The 18,260-nt window shown below is 30.3% G+C and carries 19 protein-coding genes; 9 read left to right on the top strand and 10 right to left on the bottom strand.

Annotation, left to right across the window (positions count from 1 at the left end):
- Positions 1 to 30: 30 nt before the first annotated feature.
- From KO494_RS13775 to KO494_RS13755, 5 genes are all read left to right on the top strand, one after another.
- On the top strand, positions 31 to 1,035 hold the full coding sequence (locus KO494_RS13775; protein WP_215968190.1) for a glycosyltransferase family 2 protein: 1,005 nt from the start codon (positions 31 to 33) through the stop codon (positions 1,033 to 1,035).
- The gene (locus KO494_RS13770; RefSeq protein ID WP_215968189.1) at positions 1,035 to 2,000 is read left to right on the top strand and encodes a YbbR-like domain-containing protein; all 966 of its coding nucleotides are present in this window, start codon (positions 1,035 to 1,037) and stop codon (positions 1,998 to 2,000) included. Before KO494_RS13775 ends, KO494_RS13770 begins: the two co-directional genes overlap by 1 nt.
- A 67-nt stretch (positions 2,001 to 2,067) precedes the next feature.
- Positions 2,068 to 2,661, top strand: a complete 594-nt coding sequence (coaE, locus tag KO494_RS13765; RefSeq protein ID WP_215968188.1) for a dephospho-CoA kinase — start codon at positions 2,068 to 2,070, stop codon at positions 2,659 to 2,661.
- Positions 2,662 to 2,731: 70 nt separating this feature from the next.
- A complete protein-coding gene (locus tag KO494_RS13760; protein WP_215968187.1) occupies positions 2,732 to 4,309 on the top strand; it encodes a sensor histidine kinase KdpD in 1,578 nt (525 codons plus the stop codon).
- Between the two features lie 4 nt (positions 4,310 to 4,313).
- Positions 4,314 to 5,024: a response regulator transcription factor gene (locus KO494_RS13755; RefSeq protein ID WP_215968186.1), complete on the top strand. Its 711-nt coding sequence runs from the start codon at positions 4,314 to 4,316 to the stop codon at positions 5,022 to 5,024.
- Positions 5,025 to 5,502: 478 nt separating this feature from the next.
- Here the strand turns inward: KO494_RS13755 and miaA are convergent, their stop codons facing one another.
- From miaA to KO494_RS13720, 7 genes are all read right to left on the bottom strand, one after another.
- Complete coding sequence (gene miaA / locus KO494_RS13750) at positions 5,503 to 6,420, bottom strand: tRNA (adenosine(37)-N6)-dimethylallyltransferase MiaA (RefSeq protein WP_215968253.1); 918 nt, start codon at positions 6,418 to 6,420, stop codon at positions 5,503 to 5,505.
- A 29-nt stretch (positions 6,421 to 6,449) separates the two neighbouring features.
- The gene (locus KO494_RS13745) at positions 6,450 to 7,325 is read right to left on the bottom strand and encodes an ion transporter (RefSeq protein ID WP_215968185.1); all 876 of its coding nucleotides are present in this window, start codon (positions 7,323 to 7,325) and stop codon (positions 6,450 to 6,452) included.
- A gap of 260 nt (positions 7,326 to 7,585) precedes the next feature.
- Entirely contained in the window at positions 7,586 to 8,950 is a 1,365-nt protein-coding gene (locus KO494_RS13740) for an exonuclease domain-containing protein (protein ID WP_215968252.1), read from the bottom strand.
- A gap of 103 nt (positions 8,951 to 9,053) precedes the next feature.
- Positions 9,054 to 9,710 (bottom strand): YggS family pyridoxal phosphate-dependent enzyme, encoded by a 657-nt coding sequence (locus tag KO494_RS13735; RefSeq protein WP_215968184.1) that lies wholly within the window; start codon positions 9,708 to 9,710, stop codon positions 9,054 to 9,056.
- An 84-nt stretch (positions 9,711 to 9,794) separates the two neighbouring features.
- Positions 9,795 to 11,033, bottom strand: coding sequence for a DUF1015 domain-containing protein (locus KO494_RS13730; protein WP_215968183.1), 1,239 nt, complete (start codon positions 11,031 to 11,033; stop codon positions 9,795 to 9,797).
- A 116-nt stretch (positions 11,034 to 11,149) separates the two neighbouring features.
- Positions 11,150 to 12,040 (bottom strand): 3-hydroxybutyryl-CoA dehydrogenase, encoded by an 891-nt coding sequence (locus tag KO494_RS13725; protein ID WP_215968182.1) that lies wholly within the window; start codon positions 12,038 to 12,040, stop codon positions 11,150 to 11,152.
- 171 nt (positions 12,041 to 12,211) lie between these two features.
- Positions 12,212 to 13,171, bottom strand: coding sequence for a Gfo/Idh/MocA family protein (locus tag KO494_RS13720; RefSeq protein ID WP_215968181.1), 960 nt, complete (start codon positions 13,169 to 13,171; stop codon positions 12,212 to 12,214).
- Between the two features lie 210 nt (positions 13,172 to 13,381).
- On the opposite strand from KO494_RS13720, the gene KO494_RS13715 reads away from it, so the two are divergent.
- Together KO494_RS13715 and KO494_RS13710 are read left to right on the top strand one after the other, a co-directional pair.
- Positions 13,382 to 13,654, top strand: a complete 273-nt coding sequence (locus tag KO494_RS13715; protein WP_215968180.1) for a hypothetical protein — start codon at positions 13,382 to 13,384, stop codon at positions 13,652 to 13,654.
- A 119-nt stretch (positions 13,655 to 13,773) separates the two neighbouring features.
- Positions 13,774 to 14,415 carry a protein-L-isoaspartate(D-aspartate) O-methyltransferase gene (locus KO494_RS13710; protein ID WP_215968179.1) on the top strand — a complete coding sequence of 214 codons (642 nt, stop codon included), beginning with the start codon at positions 13,774 to 13,776 and terminating at the stop codon, positions 14,413 to 14,415.
- 110 nt (positions 14,416 to 14,525) lie between these two features.
- Here KO494_RS13710 and smpB read toward each other — a convergent pair whose 3' ends face one another.
- Positions 14,526 to 14,981 carry an SsrA-binding protein SmpB gene (gene smpB, locus KO494_RS13705; protein ID WP_215968178.1) on the bottom strand — a complete coding sequence of 152 codons (456 nt, stop codon included), beginning with the start codon at positions 14,979 to 14,981 and terminating at the stop codon, positions 14,526 to 14,528.
- A gap of 85 nt (positions 14,982 to 15,066) precedes the next feature.
- Between smpB and KO494_RS13700 the strand changes: the two genes are divergently transcribed.
- Entirely contained in the window at positions 15,067 to 15,804 is a 738-nt protein-coding gene (locus KO494_RS13700; RefSeq protein WP_215968177.1) for a DUF6503 family protein, read from the top strand.
- A 26-nt stretch (positions 15,805 to 15,830) separates the two neighbouring features.
- Here the strand turns inward: KO494_RS13700 and deoD are convergent, their stop codons facing one another.
- Together deoD and deoC are read right to left on the bottom strand one after the other, a co-directional pair.
- Complete coding sequence (gene deoD / locus KO494_RS13695; protein WP_215968176.1) at positions 15,831 to 16,529, bottom strand: purine-nucleoside phosphorylase; 699 nt, start codon at positions 16,527 to 16,529, stop codon at positions 15,831 to 15,833.
- Between the two features lie 46 nt (positions 16,530 to 16,575).
- The gene (deoC, locus tag KO494_RS13690; protein WP_215968175.1) at positions 16,576 to 17,244 is read right to left on the bottom strand and encodes a deoxyribose-phosphate aldolase; all 669 of its coding nucleotides are present in this window, start codon (positions 17,242 to 17,244) and stop codon (positions 16,576 to 16,578) included.
- Positions 17,245 to 17,419: 175 nt separating this feature from the next.
- Between deoC and KO494_RS13685 the strand changes: the two genes are divergently transcribed.
- Positions 17,420 to 18,076 carry an OmpW family protein gene (locus KO494_RS13685; protein WP_215968174.1) on the top strand — a complete coding sequence of 219 codons (657 nt, stop codon included), beginning with the start codon at positions 17,420 to 17,422 and terminating at the stop codon, positions 18,074 to 18,076.
- The last annotated feature ends 184 nt before the right edge of the window (positions 18,077 to 18,260 follow it).

The following is an 18,260-nucleotide window of genomic DNA, read 5'->3' as shown; positions in this document are numbered from 1 at the left end:
TTTTTTATGTGTAACACCTACATTTGTGTTATGCAATTAGAATTTTCATTCATCATACCAGTATATAACAGACCTCAAGAAATAGAAGAGTTACTACATAGCTTTACAGGGCTAAAAACAACGCTAAAGTATCAAATTGTTATTGTTGAAGATGGCTCTACTATAAGCGCAAAAGAGGTTGTAAGTGCGTATAAAGACCAACTTAATATTGCATATTACTATAAACCAAATTCAGGACCTGGAGACTCTAGAAACTTTGGTATGCAACAAGCAACCGGAAACTACTTTATTATTCTAGATAGCGATTGCATTTTACCAGCTAATTATTTAGAGGAAGTTGTTAATAGTTTAGAAAAGGAATATGTAGATTGTTTTGGTGGACCTGATGCTGCAGATAAATCTTTTACAAATCTTCAAAAAGCTATAAATTTTGCCATGACTTCTTTTATAACTACAGGAGGTATTAGGGGGAGTAAAAATAGCGTAGATACTTTTCAGCCTAGAAGTTTCAATATGGGGATTTCTAAAAAAGCATTTCTAAAAACAAAAGGTTTTGGAGTTATACACCCTGGTGAAGATCCAGATTTATCCATTCGTTTATGGAATCTTGGTTTTAAAACCAAATTAATTCCCGAAGCTTATGTGTACCATAAAAGAAGAATTTCTTGGTCAAAATTTTACAAACAAGTTTTTAAATTTGGTATGGTAAGACCTATACTTAATTCTTGGCATCCACAAACAAAAAAAATAACCTATTGGTTTCCTAGTCTTTTTAGTTTAGGACTTATTTTAGCTATACTTTTAACTTTGTTTAATTTTAAAATACTATTATATGTATATGCTTTGTACTTTGTTTTAGCATTTGTTTTAGCTATATTAAAAACAAAAAATATAGGTATAGCAATACAGGCTATGTTTGCAATTTGTATTCAGTTTTTTGGGTATGGTTATGGTTTTTTAAAAGCAACAATAGTAGTAGGGTTTTTAAATAAAAATCCAGAAGTACAATTTCCAGAATTATTTTTTAAAAATTAATGATAAATAAAATTAAATCTGAAATCTTATCGTTTGTAAAAACAAAAAAAATAAATATATTTTTATTGTTTTTAGCGCTAGCATTTATCATTTTATTACTTACCAAACTATCTAAAAGTTATACCAATACCTTTGTTTTTACTATTAATAAAATACATGTGCCTGAAGAAGAGGTAATATTAAATGATACTAGTCAAGTATTAGAAATTACCTTAAAAACCTTTGGTTTTAATTTATTACAGTACCATTTTGCAAAGCCAGAAATAAATATAGATTTTTCTAAAAATATTGATAAAACAGATTCTGCTTACGTGTGGAATAAAAATAAGGCTTTTGCTACTTTACATAACCAATTTAATAAAAATATAGAATTGGTAAATATTGTTCCAGATAGTTTATGGTTTGCTTATGATGTAAATGCGGTTAAAACAGTGCCTGTAAAGTTATTATCTAAAATTAGTTATAGTCCAGGTTATAATTTAACAGACGCTATTGAGGTAACGCCAGATTCTGTAAAAATTATAGGAGCTAAAGCTATTTTAGACACTATTGATGAAATAGAAACAGATACTGTTATTTTAAATGATGTAAAACAGAACATATTTAAAACAACAAATTTAAAATTTCAAAAATTTGATAAAGATGTAAAGTTTTCTGTAAAAAAAGTTAGTTTTAAAGCTAAAGTAGAAAAATATACCGAAGGAACTTTGCCTGTTACTGTTCAAATAATTAACGTGCCAATAGGCATCAAATTAAAATACTTTCCTAAAGTAGTAAATGTTTCCTATTATACAAGTTTGGCTAATTTTAATACCATTACAGCGCAAGATTTTAGAGTAGTTTGTGATTATAGTAAAATGGTAAAAGGGCAAACAAGTTTAGTTCCTGAGCTTGAAAAAAAACCAGAAACAGTAAAATACTTTAAAATAAAACAAGAGTTTGTAGAGTTTATTATCACAGAATAAAAAAACTATAAGTCTAAAAAAAGATATACGTTTATTATATAATACAAACGTATTTAAATACTAGTATATGAAAATAGTAGGTCTAACAGGAGGAATAGGAAGTGGAAAAACTACAGTTGCAAAAGAGTTTAGCAAACTAGGTGTACCTGTTTATATAGCAGATGATGAAGCTAAAAAACTCATGAATAGCTCTAAAAGTATACAAAGAGAATTGGTGGCTCTTTTTGGTGAAGAAGCTTATAAAAATCAAGAGCTTAATAGACCATACCTAGCAAAACTTATTTTTAATAATGAAGATCTTTTACAAAAAATGAATGCTATTGTGCATCCTAAAGTTGCAAATCACTTTAAAAAATGGTTAAAAAAACAAGATGCTCCATATATTATTAAAGAGGTAGCTATTTTGTTTGAAAACGGAAGCTATAAACAGTGCGATTATATTATAACTGTAACCGCAGCAATAGAAACTAGAATAGAACGTTTATTAAAAAGAGACGAAACCACAGTTGCTAAAATTGAAGCAATTATGAATAACCAGTGGCAGGACGAAAAAAAAATAAAACACTCCCAGTTTGTTATTTATAATGATATTCTAGAAGACACCATTACTCAGGTGCATAAAACACATAATAGTATACTTAAGGATATAACAAGTCTATAAATTTAACATTTTTGTTAATGTAAGGTTAAAAGCTATAATAGCTAAATGTTAAAATGTTAATTTTGACCAGATGAGCAAAAAACTATTCATCTTACTAATTATTTTAATGAGTTTATCGCTTATAGGAATCATTTCTGTGCAAGCGTATTATATAAAAAACTCTGTAGATAATAAAAAAGAGCAGTTTAACTTTAATGTAAAAAAAGCATTAAGTTATACTACTGCAGCAATAGAAAATAAAGAGCTAGATAAGTATTATACCATGTACCAACAGCTTGCAGAACAGCAAAAGCAAGCAGATACAGTTGCTATTAAAAACTTATTTATAGTACAGCAAAATCAAAACACTAATGAGACTATAGTGTATAAAAGTGGCATTTTTGAAGAAAATTACACATTGTCTTCAGCGTTCTTTGATATAGGTTTAGATAGAGATAGTATTAATATTCAAAAAATATTAAGCAATTCTGAAACAAAAATATACACTAATGCATCAGGTTCTAATGAATTAAATATGAATCCTGTATTAAGTATTTCTAATTCCGGAAGACTTACAGAAGCCGAAAAAATTACTTTCGAAAAATCTTTTAGAATGATGGCAAGCAGAATGCCTATTCATCAAAGAGTATTAAATAAAGAAATTAATAGGTTATTAAAAAAACAGCTTATAGAAGATAATATTAATATTGATTTTCAGTTTGCCATTTATGATAATGATCTAGCAACAAAAGTGCAAAGTGAAGCTTTTGAGTTACAAAACGCGTCCACCTTTAGTGTTCCTATTTTTGAAAACGAATTAAACGCTAATAATTATAGATTACTAGTAAATTTTCCAGAACACAATAAATTTATCTGGTCTTCTATAATCACAATGATGCTTTTGTCTGTAGTATTTACAACCATTATTATAATTGCATACGCAAGTGCATTATTACAGCTTTTTAAACAACGTAAAATCTCTGAAATTAAAACAGATTTTATAAATAATATGACGCATGAGTTTAAAACACCTATTGCTACTATTAACTTGGCTTTAGATGCTATAAAAAACCCAAAAATTATAGACGATAAAAGTAAAGTGTTGCGTTATCTTAATATGATAAAAGAAGAAAATAAACGCATGCATGCACAAGTAGAAAATGTGCTAAGAATATCTAAACTTGAAAAAAATGAATTAAACATTAGTAAGGAAAATGTAAACTTGCACGACCTAATAGAAGATGCAATAACACATGTAGAGTTAATTATAGAAGATAAGAAAGGCTATTTAAAAACAAATTTAAATGCAGAAAAAACTTCGGTATTAGCAAATGATACACATTTTACTAATGTAATTGTAAACATACTGGATAATGCTATTAAGTATTCTCCAGGAGCACCAGAAATAGAAGTGTCTACAGAAAATGTAGGAGAAAACATTTTGTTAAAAATTAAAGACCATGGAAGTGGTATGAGCAAAGTAGCTCAAAAACGTGTGTTTGAAAAATTTTATAGAGAACACACAGGAGATATACATAATGTAAAAGGCCACGGATTGGGTCTAGCATATGTAAAAAGAATGGTAGATGACCATCAAGGTTATATATCTGTAGAAAGTGAAAAAGAAAAAGGAAGTACTTTTACAATAAGACTTCCACTAATATCATAAAGCTATGAATGAACAACAAAAAAGGATATTATTAGTAGAAGACGACCCAAATTTTGGAACCGTTTTAAAAGATTATTTAATGATGAATGATTACGAAGTTACACATGCCAAAAATGGTATGGAAGGCTTTGAAAAATTTAAAAAAGACGATTTTGATTTATGTATCTTAGACGTAATGATGCCTTATAAAGATGGTTTTACTTTAGCAAAAGAAATACGCGAAAAAAATGCCGAAGTGCCTATTATTTTCTTAACAGCAAAAGCAATGAAAGAAGATGTGCTTAAAGGCTATAAAGTAGGTGCTGATGATTATTTAAATAAACCATTTGATAGCGAAGTGCTTTTAATGAAAATTAAAGCAATTATACAACGTAAAGCATCCGATTCTGTTGCAGATAGCAAACAATTTGAATTTAAAATTGGCGGATTTGATTTAAACTCGAAACTTCGTTTTTTAACCTATAAAGGAGGAGAACAAGTAAAATTATCACCAAAAGAAAACGAGCTTCTACGTTTGTTGGCTTTACATGAAAATGATTTAATGCCTAGAGAATTAGCATTGACAAAAATATGGAGAGATGATAATTACTTCACCTCTAGAAGTATGGATGTGTATATAGCCAAATTACGTAAATATTTAAAACTGGATGATAAAGTAGAAATACTTAACATTCATGGTGAAGGCTTTAGATTAGTTGTAAATACAGAAGCTTAATAGTAATAGTTAGTGTTGATAAATTCCAGTAGTATTTGGTGTAGCCAATACTTCTGGAATTTTTTATGTTTTAAAAAGAGCAGACAGTCATACTAAAATGCAGGCATAAAAAATGAACCATAGGTTTTACAATAAGAATAAAGAAGAACAAAACAAAACCTTAATAGTTATAGCAGTTTGTTCTCTTGTAATTCTATTTTTGTCAATTGTTATATCTATTTATTCAAGAATATACCTAATTGTAATTTTTACATTTGCAATAACCTTATCTATAATTGTACCATTTTTTGATATGCCTTCCCTAAAAAAAAGGGTGAGATTATTTATTATTCCACTTTATTTATTAACTAAAAACCTGCAAATGGTGTAATTAAAATTTACGGTGCAACTTTATTTGATTACTATTTTGTAATTGACAAAAAATGGAATGGAAAACAACAAATAAATACTAATGAAATCAGAAGCAAAGGTATGCTTCTTAATAGGTTTTTTTGTTTATCTGTTTCACAATAGTATCTAGATCTGTCATGTAATCAAACCACAAGGTGTTTTCATTTCTTTTAAACCAAGTAAGCTGTCTTTTAGCAAATCTTCTGGAGTACTTTTTTATTTCACTAATAGCAAAATCTAAAGTCCATTCTTTATTAAAGTAATTGAATATTTCTTTGTAGCCAACAGTATTTAAAGCGTTTAAATCTTTATAAGGGAGTAGTTTTTTTACTTCGTCTAGCAAGCCTTCTTGCATCATGATATCTACACGCTTATTTATTCGGTTATAGATAATTTCACGCTCTGCAGTTAAACCAATAGTAATGGTTGTAAACGGTCTGTTGTTTTTATTCTTATTTAAAAACGAAGAATATGGTTTTTGGGTGCCAATACAAACTTCTAGTGCACGAATAACGCGTTGCGGATTTTTTAAAGCAATGCTATTATAGGTTGCTTCATCTAGTTCTTTTAGTTTGTTTTGAAGTACCTCTATACCTTCATTTTCTAATTGGGTATTTAGTTTTTCTCTAATACTTTTATCTACATCAGGAAAGTGGTCTAATCCCTTTGTAACCGCATCTACATACAAGCCAGAACCACCAACCATAATGACAACATCATGAGTTTTAAATAAGGTATCTAGTTTTTTTAGAGCATCTTTTTCAAAAGCACCAACACTATAGGTTTCTGTAATAGATTTATGGTGAATAAAATGATGTGGTGCTGCAGCCAATTCTGATGGAGTAGGAGCAGCAGTACCAATTTGCATTTCTTTAAAAAACTGTCTGGAGTCTGCCGAAATTATTTCGGTATTAAAATAATTGGCAAGCTTAATACTTAGCGATGTTTTTCCTATTGCTGTAGGACCAACAATAGATAGTAAATACTTTGTGTTGTTTGTAGTGATAATAGCGTTTGGTTTTATGAATCTATTACTTATAATTTATGTCCACATTGGTGGCAAAATTTTGCATTGTCTTTATGCTTTGTATTTAAACAATTAGCGCAAGTTTGTGAATTAACATCTATTTCATCAGGATGTTTCGGTAAAGGGGAGATGGCATGTGCATCTATTTTTTCTGCTTCTTTTTCCTTTTTAGAATATTCTGCGGTAACAATTCCAGTAGGTACAGCTATAATACCATAACCCATAATCATAATTAACGAAGCTATAATTTGCCCCAAAGGTGTTTGTGGTGTAATATCACCAAATCCTACTGTAGTAAGTGTCACTATACACCAATAAACACTTTTTGGTATGTTGTCAAAACCGTGTTCTTTGCCTTCTATTAGGTACATAACGGTTCCTAAAATAATAGTGATAATAATTACAGCAAGCATAAAAACAGATATTTTTGCTCTACTTGCTCTTAAGGCAGAAATTAAATGGTTAGATGCAGATAAAAAACGTACTAGTTTTAAAACTCTAAAAATACGTAATAGCCTAATAGCTCTAAAAGCAACTAAGGCATGTGTACCTACAAATATTAAAGATAAATATTTAGGTATGGTAGAAAGCAAGTCTATAATACCATAAAAGCTAGTAACATATTTAATTGGTTGTTTTACAGAGATAATTCGCAAAATATATTCAATAGTAAACAAGATGGTTATTATCCATTCTGAAATATTAAAAAATGCATGGTATTTATTGTCTAAAGATTCAATGCTCTCTAGCATTACCAGTAAAATACTGGCTATAATGGCTATTAGTAAAACAATATCAAAAAATTTACCTGCAGGTGTATCTGCTTCATAAATAACTTCATGAACTTTTACTTTCCATTGGGTCTGTGGTTTTTTTTCGGCCATATATCAAAAGTAGTGAAAAGAGTTTAATTACTTTCTTTTTAAAACTATAGTAGTGTTTTTTTGTAGATTAACAACATGATTCATGAGTTCTTTTATATACGGATAGTATTCTTTTACATATATCTCTTTAGTAAAACTTAATTTAAAAAATAATATAATTTCATTGTTGTTAATAGTAGTTTTGCATGAAAAGTTTCCAGCATTTACAGGTAATTTAAGGTTAATATCTTTTGGTTTTTCTACAATTTCAAAAGCTTCATTTAATCTAGATGTAAAACTTTTATTTTTTTATTACGCCTTAAATAGCTTTTAATAATATGTTGGGTGTCTTTATTATTTTGCATAGGAGTAATTATAGATTGTAAAACTTCAATATTGTTTATTTGATAGTTTAAATTATAAAATCCAATGCCTTTAAAAACACCATTTTGAATTAGTATTGCAGCACGTTCATCTACCTCACGACCTCTATCTATAATAACAATGTTTTCGTTACCAAAAGCATTTTTATCTATAAGTTCTTGTACGCGTTTGTTGTAGCTTGCAGCATCTTCTTCTTGTATGCAAGCGCCTTTGCAAGATTTTACGGTATAATTAAAACAACTTGTTTTGGTATCGTATAATCCTGTGAGCTTTTGGCATAGATTGTATTCTTCTACACGATTAAACATAAAACTTTTAGCGCTTTGTCTATTGCTAAACGTAGTTATAGGTTTCTTTTTACCATCTACTTTGTCAATTTTTAGGTTGATATAGCCTTTTTCATCTGTGAAACTATAAAGTGCGTGGGTAAAAACAGTTTTTCTTAAGGCTCTATTGTAAATAGGTTTATTTTGTTTTATGGCTTCGCTTTCTTTTAATAAAGCAACAAGCTCACTACCACAAGCTTCATAAGTTACTGCTGTAACTTGTAGTTGTATTTTTTTAGATTTATGTGTGGTACTTGTAAAATGTTGATTAATGCGTTTTCTTATGTTTTTACTTTTACCAATGTAGATAATCTCTCCATCTGCTTTGTGCATATAATAAACTCCAGTAATGGCAGGTAAACTCTCTATAATGTTTAATAGTTTAGATTCTACCTGGTTTTTAGGCTCTTGTTTTATAGATTCTTGAATAATATTTTTTTTCAAGTCTTTATCTAATAGTATTTTAAATAGCTTTACTGTAGCAAAAGCATCTCCTGAAGCTCTATGTCTGTCTGCAACAGGAATACCTAATGCTCTGGTAAGTTTGCCTAAACTGTATGAAGGTTGATTTGGAATAAGGTCTTTAGAAAGCTCTACAGTGCACAAGGTTTTTCGTTTAAACTCAAAACCTAGTCTTCTAAATTCTGTACGTAAAATACGATAATCAAATTTGGCATTATGCGCAACAAGAATTGTGTCTTCTGTAATTTCTACTATGCGTTTTGCTACTTCATAAAATTTAGGAGCATTGCGTAGCATGTTGCTGTTTATTCCTGTAAGGTTAACTACAAATGGCTGTATTTCTCTTTCTGGATTTACAAGACTTATAAATTGGTCTACTATTTCATGACCATCATATTTATAAATAGCAATTTCTGTGATGCCTTCTTCATTATACTTTCCTCCAGTGGTTTCTATGTCTACTATTGTGTAAATAAGTTCTAATTTTTTATATACTTGTCATAACAATGCACGTTGTGACGTGGTAATCTTTTTCTATTAGTAAGATTGCTTCTTTTTGTTAGCAATGACAATTTAATTAATAATTTCTATTTCCAAATATACTACTTCCAACACGAACCATGGTACTACCACATTGTATTGCTAATTTAAAATCGCCACTCATTCCCATAGATATAGTAGTGAGTTTATTGTTTTCTTTTTTTAAGTTATTGAATATAGATTTTAATAGATTAAATTCATTTCGAATTTGTTCTTGGTCATCTGTAAAAGTAGCCATTCCCATAACACCTACAACATTTACATTTTTTAATTCTGAAAATGCTTCCGATTGTAAAATCTCGGAAGCTTCGTTTGCAGACATTCCAAATTTAGTGTCTTCTGAAGCTATTTTTATTTGTAACAAACAATCTATAATACGATTGTGTTTTGCTGCTTGTTTGTTTATTTCTTTTAGTGTTTTAAAGTTTTCAACACCATGAATTAAACTTACAAAAGACGCCATGTATTTTACCTTATTGCGTTGTACATGACCTATCATATGCCATTGAATGTCTTTTGGCATTTCTTCATACTTGTCTACCATGTCCTGAATTTTGTTTTCACCAAAAATGCGTTGTCCTGTTTGGTAGGCTTGCATAATATCGCTAACAGGTTTGGTTTTAGAAACAGCAACAAGGGTTACGTTTTCTGGGATTTGCGATTGTATGTCTTGTAAATTTTTTGTTATGCTCATTGCTAATGTTTCCTTTTTAATAGATTGCTAGACTGTGCTTGAAAAGACAACTAAAGTGTTATTTTTTTGCCTTTTACCTTAAAACTAAAACTCATAAATAGTTACACCACTTCGCAGTTTAGGTTCAATGTACGTACTTTTTGGAGGCATTTTTAATCCTTCGTCTGCAATTTTTTTCATCTCCTGTATAGTAACTGGTACCATCCCGAAACCTACAGCAAAGTCACCACTATCTATCATGCTTTTTAAATTTATAATATCTTTCTTTCCGTTAAGATATTTAATTCGGTTATCATTTCTTAAATCTTTAATTCCTAAAATAGGTTGTAAAATAGTAGTATACAATAACTGAGCATCTAGTGCATCTAATGCGTTTTTAAATGTATAATTGGTTTTTCGTAAATATAAGGAATAAAACTCGCCATCTAAATACATACTAAAATGATGTTTTTTGCTTGGCTTGTATGGTATTTCGCCTCTGTTTTCTATTCTAAAAACAGTGTCTAATTTAATTAAAAAAGCCTCTTTACTTAAACCATTTAAATCTTTAATTAAGCGATTAAATTCATGAATACGCAATTCGGATTCTGGAATTAAAAAACTCATAAAATAATTATAAGGTTCTGTACCTGTATGGTTGGGATTACTTTTTTTTAAGTCTTTATATAGTAAGTAGGAAGAAGAAGAACGATGATGCCCATCTGCTATATAAATGGTTTTCATTTTTTTAAATTCTTCGTCAATGGTTTTTATGGTTGCTAAGTCTTGTATTTGCCAAAGATAATGGGTGTCTCTATACGTTGTTGTGAATTCAAATTCTGCTCGTTCTTTTTCTGTATTCTTTAAAATAGAAGCAATAATTTTATTATCAGGATAGGTGAGTAGTACAGGTTCTGCATTAAAACCAACGGTTTTTAAGTACTCTTTAAAAACGGTTTCTCGAACTTCTAGAGTGTCTTCGTGTTTTTTTAGGATGTCTTTTTCATAATCTTCTGCACTGGCAGCAGCAACAATACCATGAAAAACTTGATTTTCTCTGTCTACAATTTTATAAATGTAATAACATGGTTTTTTGTCTTGAACAAAAATAGTGTCTTCTTTAAATTCTAAATACCTGTTTTTTACTAGAGTATAACGCTCTTCACCTGTAATTTCATGTGCATATTTATAACCAGGATTTACAATGTGTAAAAAAGAAAACGGGTTGTAATCTAATCTTGCTTCACGTTCTGCTTGTGTGTAGGTTTGGTAGGAGCGTGATGCTACCAAACTTACCTTGTCTCTTGTTGGACGAACTGCTTTAAACGGAATTATTTTAGCCATGTTTTTTGTTTTGTCATTGTGAAGACGAAAGATGTGGCAATCTTTTTAAAATCAAGTTACAAAGATAAAGATTGCCACGTCGCTCTTTTATTGCTTTTCGCAATGACATTTCCATTTTATTTCAAAAACTGCTTTGCTACATGCTCTGCTTTTCTGCTCTCTGAATAATCATAAAAACCTTCACCAGATTTTACACCTAGTTTGCCTGCTTGTACCATATTTACTAATAAAGGGCAAGGTGCGTATTTAGGGTTTTTAAATCCGTCATACATTACATGTAATATAGAAAGACAAATATCTAAGCCAATAAAATCTGCTAATTGTAATGGTCCCATTGGGTGTGCCATACCTAATTTCATAACCGTATCAATTTCTTCTACGCCAGCAACGCCATTGTATAAGGTTTCAATAGCCTCATTAAGCATTGGCATTAATATACGGTTGGCAACAAAACCAGGATAATCATTAACTTCTGTTGGTGTTTTTCCTAATTTTTTAGAAAGTTCCATGATGGTATTAGTAACGGCATCACTTGTATTGTAGCCTCTAATAATTTCTACCAATTTCATGATTGGCACAGGATTCATAAAATGCATACCAATTACCTTGTCTGGTCTATTGGTTGCAGCTGCAATTTGTGTAATAGATATAGAAGATGTATTAGATGCTAAAATAGTATCTGTAGCACAAGCTTTATCTAATTGCTTAAAAATATTAAGTTTTAAATCTACATTTTCTGTAGCAGCCTCAACAACTAGTGCTACATTTTTAACCCCTTGTTCTATATTAGTAAATGTGGTAATGTTTCCTAAAGTGTTTGCTTTATCTGCTTCTGTTATTTTTTCTTTAGCAACCATTCTATCTAAGTTTTTAGAAATGGTGGCTATTCCTTTTTCTAAAGAAGCTTCGCTAATATCTATTAGTTGTACATGAAATCCAGATTGCGCAAAGGTATGTGCAATACCATTTCCCATGGTTCCAGCTCCAATTACTGCTACGTTTTTCATAAAAAATATTTTTTCTTTTTCCGCGAAAGCGAAAACCTGTTATTTTGTTTAATCATTGCAAGACTTTTTTAAGTCGTGGCAATTGGTTTGTATAATAATTTAAAAGTAAAAATGGAATTTTAATTAGAAAGATTACTTGAATCGTTCCTGCTTTGTAATGGCATTTTACTTCTAAAATTGATCAATAATCATGTTTGCTACACGTAAGGCTTCGGTACCATCATGAAGGGTAACAATAGGTTTTGTATTGTTGTTAATGGCATCTGCAAAAGATTCTAACTCGTCAAGAATAGCATTGTTACCTGCTATTTCAGGATTATCAAAATAGATTTGTTTTTTAACGCCTTCTGCGTTTTGTAAAATCATATCAAAATCTCCTGGATTTTTAGGAGCGTCTTTCATTTTTACTACCTCACATTTCTTTTCTAAAAAATCTACAGATACATAAGCATCACGTTGAAAGAAACGCGTTTTTCGCATGTTTTTTAAAGAAATTCTACTTGCTGTTAAATTAGCCACACAACCGTTTACAAATTCTATTCTTGCATTGGCAATGTCTGGCGTATCACTAATTACAGAAACACCACTAGCACTAACATGTTTTACTTTAGATTGTACAACACTTAATATAATATCTATATCGTGAATCATTAAGTCTAAAACTACAGGAACATCTGTACCACGAGGGTTAAATTCAGCCAGTCTATGTGTTTCTATAAACATAGGCTTGTCTAACATATCTTTAACTGCTATAAAAGCAGGGTTAAAACGTTCTACATGACCAACTTGCCCTTTAACACCATATTCTGCAACTAAAGTTCTTATGGTTTCGGCTTCTTCAACAGTATTGGTTATTGGTTTTTCAATAAAAATATGTTTGCCTTTAGCTATGGCTTGTCTGGCACAGTCGTAGTGAGAAAGTGTAGGCGTTACAATGTCAACAACATCTACAGCTTCAATAAGTTTTTCAATAGAATTAAAATAAGTATAGCCAAATTCGGCAGCTACTTTTTTTGCGTTTTCTTCGTTAGCATCATAGAAACCAACGAGGTTATATTTTTCGGATTGATTAAGTAATCTTAAATGAATTTTTCCAAGATGACCAGCACCAAGAACACCAGCTTTTAGCATTGTTTTACGTTTTTAACAAAAATAAGATTTTTAATTTTTTTATTGTTATTTATTACAGAACTTTTTAAAGGAATTCCTTTTAAGATTCTCTTAACGCGGTTTTAACGCAAGTTTATGAATTGTACGAAATCTATTGTTAATGTGCACTGCGTAAATATAATGTACTACTTATAAGAGCACGTTATTGTTTCACTTTAATTCTATACTATCATGAAAAAATTAATTATAACATTAAGCGCAGTATTTTTTATTACAACTACTATTACTGCAAGTAACGGAAATCATAAAATAAAAGAAAAAGACTTACAAGAAAAGTTGCATTCTTATAAGAATAGCTATAAAAAAGATATGTATTTATGGGAAGTAGAAAGTAACTACGGAAAAGCTTCTGGTTACGCTGCATCTCTTGAAAAAGCAAAAGAAATGATTGTATTGGTTGGTACAAAAGATGTTACTACATTTAAAATAATTGTATCTAATTAAACCCTCATTTAATAAAATACAAAGCATCAAGTGGTTATCATTTGGTGCTTTTTTTTGATGTTTTTTCTCTTGTCTTAAAAATGTTTGTTTAATTTTAGCATTCTAAAACTAACTCATTTTTGAAAGATACTTTTAAACACCAAGGATTAAGACAAAAGCTAGTAGATGTTCTAGTGGTCAAGGGAATACAAGATAAACAAGTTCTAGCAGCGATTAGAAAAATACCAAGACATTTGTTCATGGATTCAAGCTTTTTAGACCATGCGTATCAAGATAAAGCATTTCCTATTGCTGCAGATCAAACTATTTCGCAACCTTATACTGTTGCTTTTCAATCTGAATTATTACAAGTAAAACCTTCAGATAAAGTTTTAGAAATTGGTACAGGAAGTGGCTACCAAACAGCTGTTTTATGTGAGTTAGGTGCAAAAGTATATAGTATTGAAAGACAACAAGAACTCTTTAAAAAGACAAGTAAGTTTTTACCTAAATTAGGATATAGACCTAAAAAACTCATTTTTGGCGATGGTTATAAAGGGTGGAAAGAAGAAGCGCCTTTTGCTAGTATTATTGTAACAGCTGGTGCTCCTTTTGTGCCAAAACCTTTATTAAGTCAGTTAGCAATAGGAGGACGTTTAGTGATTCCTGTTGGTGATGATGTACAAACAATGACTTTATTTATAAGAAAAGGAGAAAAAGAGTTTGAAAAATACGAGTTTGGCGAGTTTCGTTTTGTGCCTTTATTAGAGGATAAGAATTAACTTGTAGTAATCCGTTTTAGCAAGCTGGTAAAAACTGAAGTTTATTCGTGTTTTTAAGGTAAATAAAATAAAGGTATAAGAGGTTTTTTTCTGTAAAAAGCAGTTATAGATTAAAAATTCTTTTTAATTCTATCTAAATCACGCTTGTTATCTCTGTCTTTCATGGTTTCTCTTTTGTCGTAAAGTTTTTTCCCTTTAGCAAGAGCAATAACTAGCTTGGCTAATCCTCTCTCATTTATAAATAAACGTAACGGAACAATAGTTAAGCCTTTAGTATTAACATCTTTTGCTAGTTTTTTTAATTCTCGTTTGTTTAATAATAACTTGCGTTCTGCTTTTGGTCTGTGGTTGTAATAATTACCATAAACGTATTCTTGAATGGTCATGTTTATTACAAACAATTCGTTTTGCTCATTAAACTCACAAAAACTTTCAGCAATAGAAGCTTTACTATCTCTAATAGATTTTATTTCGGTTCCAGTTAAAACAATGCCAGCAGTATATTTATCCAGTATCTCATACTCGAATTTGGCTTTTTTGTTTTTTATGTTTACAGTCTTTTGCATGTGTGCCAAAATTACACAATTAAATTAAGTACTAAAATGTTATTAATTGATTAATTTTCCGACAACCTAAATAAAATTGTATTTCATGAAAAAGTTAATACCTCTACTTGTAATTAGTTTTCTGTTTATAGCTTGTAATTCAGAAAAAAAGGAAACAGCAGATACTATTATAAATAAGGCTATTGATGTTGCTGGCGGAAAAAAATATACAAATGCAGAAATACATTTTAATTTTAGAGGAACTAAATATACTTCTATTCGTAAAAACGAAACATATCAATACCAACGAGAGTTTAAAGACTCTATTCATGTTATTCATGATGTTTTAAATAATGATGGTTTTACTAGATTTATAGATGATAAAGCTGTTACTCTAGCAGATAGTATGGCTGTAAAGTATGAAGCATCTGTAAATTCGGTACATTATTTTGCTTTATTGCCTTACGGATTAAACGATAAAGCGGTTTTGAAATCAAAACTAGGAGCGGTTGTTATTAACGGAAAAAACTACCATAAAATTAAAGTGACTTTTCAAGAAGAAGGAGGAGGAGAAGATTTTGATGATGTCTTTGTGTATTGGGTAAATAAAGAAAGCTATACTGTAGATTTTTTAGCCTATTCTTACCAGGAAGACTCCGGTATAGGCATGCGTTTTCGCGAAGCTTATAATGCACGTATTGTAAACGGATTGCGTTTTGTAGATTATAATAATTTTAAACCAGCAGACAAAAACCTTAGCCTTTTAGAAATGGATAAGGCTTTTGAAAACGGTAAATTAAAACTACTCTCTACAATAGAATTAAAAGATATACGTGTAAAATAAAAGTAGTTGCGTTTTAAGAAAAAAGATTAAGCAAGTTCTAATGCAATCTCTATCATGTCTTTAAAAGTAGTTTCTCTTTCTTTGCTAGTTGTTTTTTCTCCTGTTACTAAGGAGTCTGAAATAGTAAGAATGGTAAGGGCGTTTACATTGTGTTTTGCAGCAACAGTATATAAACCTGCGGTTTCCATTTCTACACAAAGTACACCAAATTTACTCCACTTTTTATACGATTCAAAATCGTCTGCATAAAACTCATCACTGGTAAAAATATTTCCTGCTTTAATAGGAATGTTTTTTTCTTTTGCTGCTTCAATTGCTTTATTAAAAAGCTCATAATTTGCAGTAGGAGCATAATCCGCACCGCCAAAACGCAATTCGTTTAAACCAGAGTTAGAAGAGGCAGCCATTGCTAATACTACATCTCTAATTTTTACATGCTCTTGATAAGATCCTGCGCTACCAACCCGAATAAGGTTTTTTACATCAAATTGTGTAATTAATTCATGTGCATAAATAGAAATACTTGGTACTCCCATTCCTGTTCCCATTACAGAAATGCGTTTACCTTGATAGGTTCCTGTGTAGCCAAGCATGCCTCTAACTTCATTAAAGCAAACAGGGTTTTCAAAAAACGTTTCTGCAATCCATTTTGCGCGTAAAGGATCTCCTGGTAATAAAATAGTTTCTGCAATATCGCCTTTATTGGCTCCTATATGTGTGCTCATTTGTTTTGGTATAAGTACTTAATATTAAAATGTATATTTCTTGTGGTTAATAGTTGTCTCCTTCTGTGGTGTTTCCGGTAACAATTGCAATTCCGTTAGAGGTACCAATTCTAGCTACACCAAGATTAATGTATGCTAAAGCTGTTTTTGTATCTCTAATTCCTCCAGAAGCTTTTATTTTTGTTTTCCCGTTTGCTATAACAGATTTCATGAGTTGCACAGCTTCAATAGTTGCTCCTCCTGTACCAAAACCTGTTGAGGTTTTAATAAAATCTGCTCCAGCTTGTATGGCTAGCGTACTTGCTTTTTTAATTTCATCAGCATCTAAATAACAAGTTTCTAAGATTACTTTTAAAGTGTGATTAGGCATTGCTTTTTTTACTAATTCAATATCTTTAGAAACCAATGCAAAAGCATTACTTTTTAAATAACCAATATTTAAAACCATATCAATTTCATCAGCTCCATCTTGCAATGCTTGTTGGGTTTCTGCAACTTTAGCTTTGGTACTCATGGCTCCTAAAGGAAAACCAATAACGCTACATACTTTAACATCTGAATTTTTTAATTGTTCTTTTACTAATGCAACATGGCAGGAGTTTACACAAACCGAAAAGAAATCATGAGAGATGGCTTCTTTACATGTTTTAATGATATCTATATTGGTTGCAGTAGCTTTTAAAAGAGTGTGATCTATGTATTTGTTTAATTTCATTTTAATTCAAAAATTATCAATAAAATTACTTTATTTTTTTTAAACGAAGATGGGTTTTTAGGTATTATTCTAAAATAATATAAGCCTAAAAAATAAAATTTCAACCTATGATTTTTATCATCTTTTATGGCTTTTTTCACTGTTAATTTTGTTTAAAATTTAAACCCAATTAATTATGAAAAAATTATTTATAACAGCTTTATTAGCAAGTTTTGCTTTTAATGCTGCCAACGCACAAGAAAGTACCACTGTTGATGATACTAGTTTTACTAAATTTCAACTTAGGGTAAGAGCTTTAGCTGTAGTACCTAATGAGTCTGCAACTATAGACGCTATTGGTGGAGATGTAACTATTGCTAATGATTATGTGCCAGAATTAGATTTAACCTATTTTTTTACTAAAAACATAGCGGCAGAATTAATTTTAGCAACTACGCAACACGATGTAAAAGCAATATCTACTGCAGCAGGAGATATTCCGTTAGGAGATGTAAGATTATTGCCTCCAACTTTAACACTACAATATCACTTTAATAGCGAAATGGTGCATCCATATGTTGGAGCAGGTGTTAATTACACACTGTTTTATGATGCAAATTCTGGCCCTGTAGCAGATGAAGTAGAATATGATAACGCTTTTGGTTTAGCTTTTCAATTAGGATTTGATTTTGATATTACAGACAAGTGGTTTGTTAATATAGATGCCAAATATGTATTGTTAAACACAGATGTTACTGTTGACGCTACTACTGCATTGGGTGCTACTGTTGGTGCAGATGTAGATATTGATCCTTTTATTGCAGGTATTGGTATTGGTTATAGATTATTTTAGTAACAAATAAATTTAAACAAAAAAAAGGCCGCTTTAAGCGGCCTTTTTTTGTTTAAACGCGACTTCTTGTGTTAGAGATCTGTTAGTCAGATGGTTGTTTAAGGGGAGATATTGTGCTTTTAAACGATTCGCCTTTTGTTTTTTTGTTGCTTATGCCTTTTTGAGCTACATTGAAATTGCTAAT

Origin of the sequence: Lacinutrix sp. C3R15, assembly GCF_018860825.1 — a bacterium.
GTDB lineage: Bacteria > Bacteroidota > Bacteroidia > Flavobacteriales > Flavobacteriaceae > Oceanihabitans.
The sequence above is the reverse complement of the archived record's forward strand: the minus strand, read 5'-3'. Positions and strand labels throughout refer to the sequence as shown.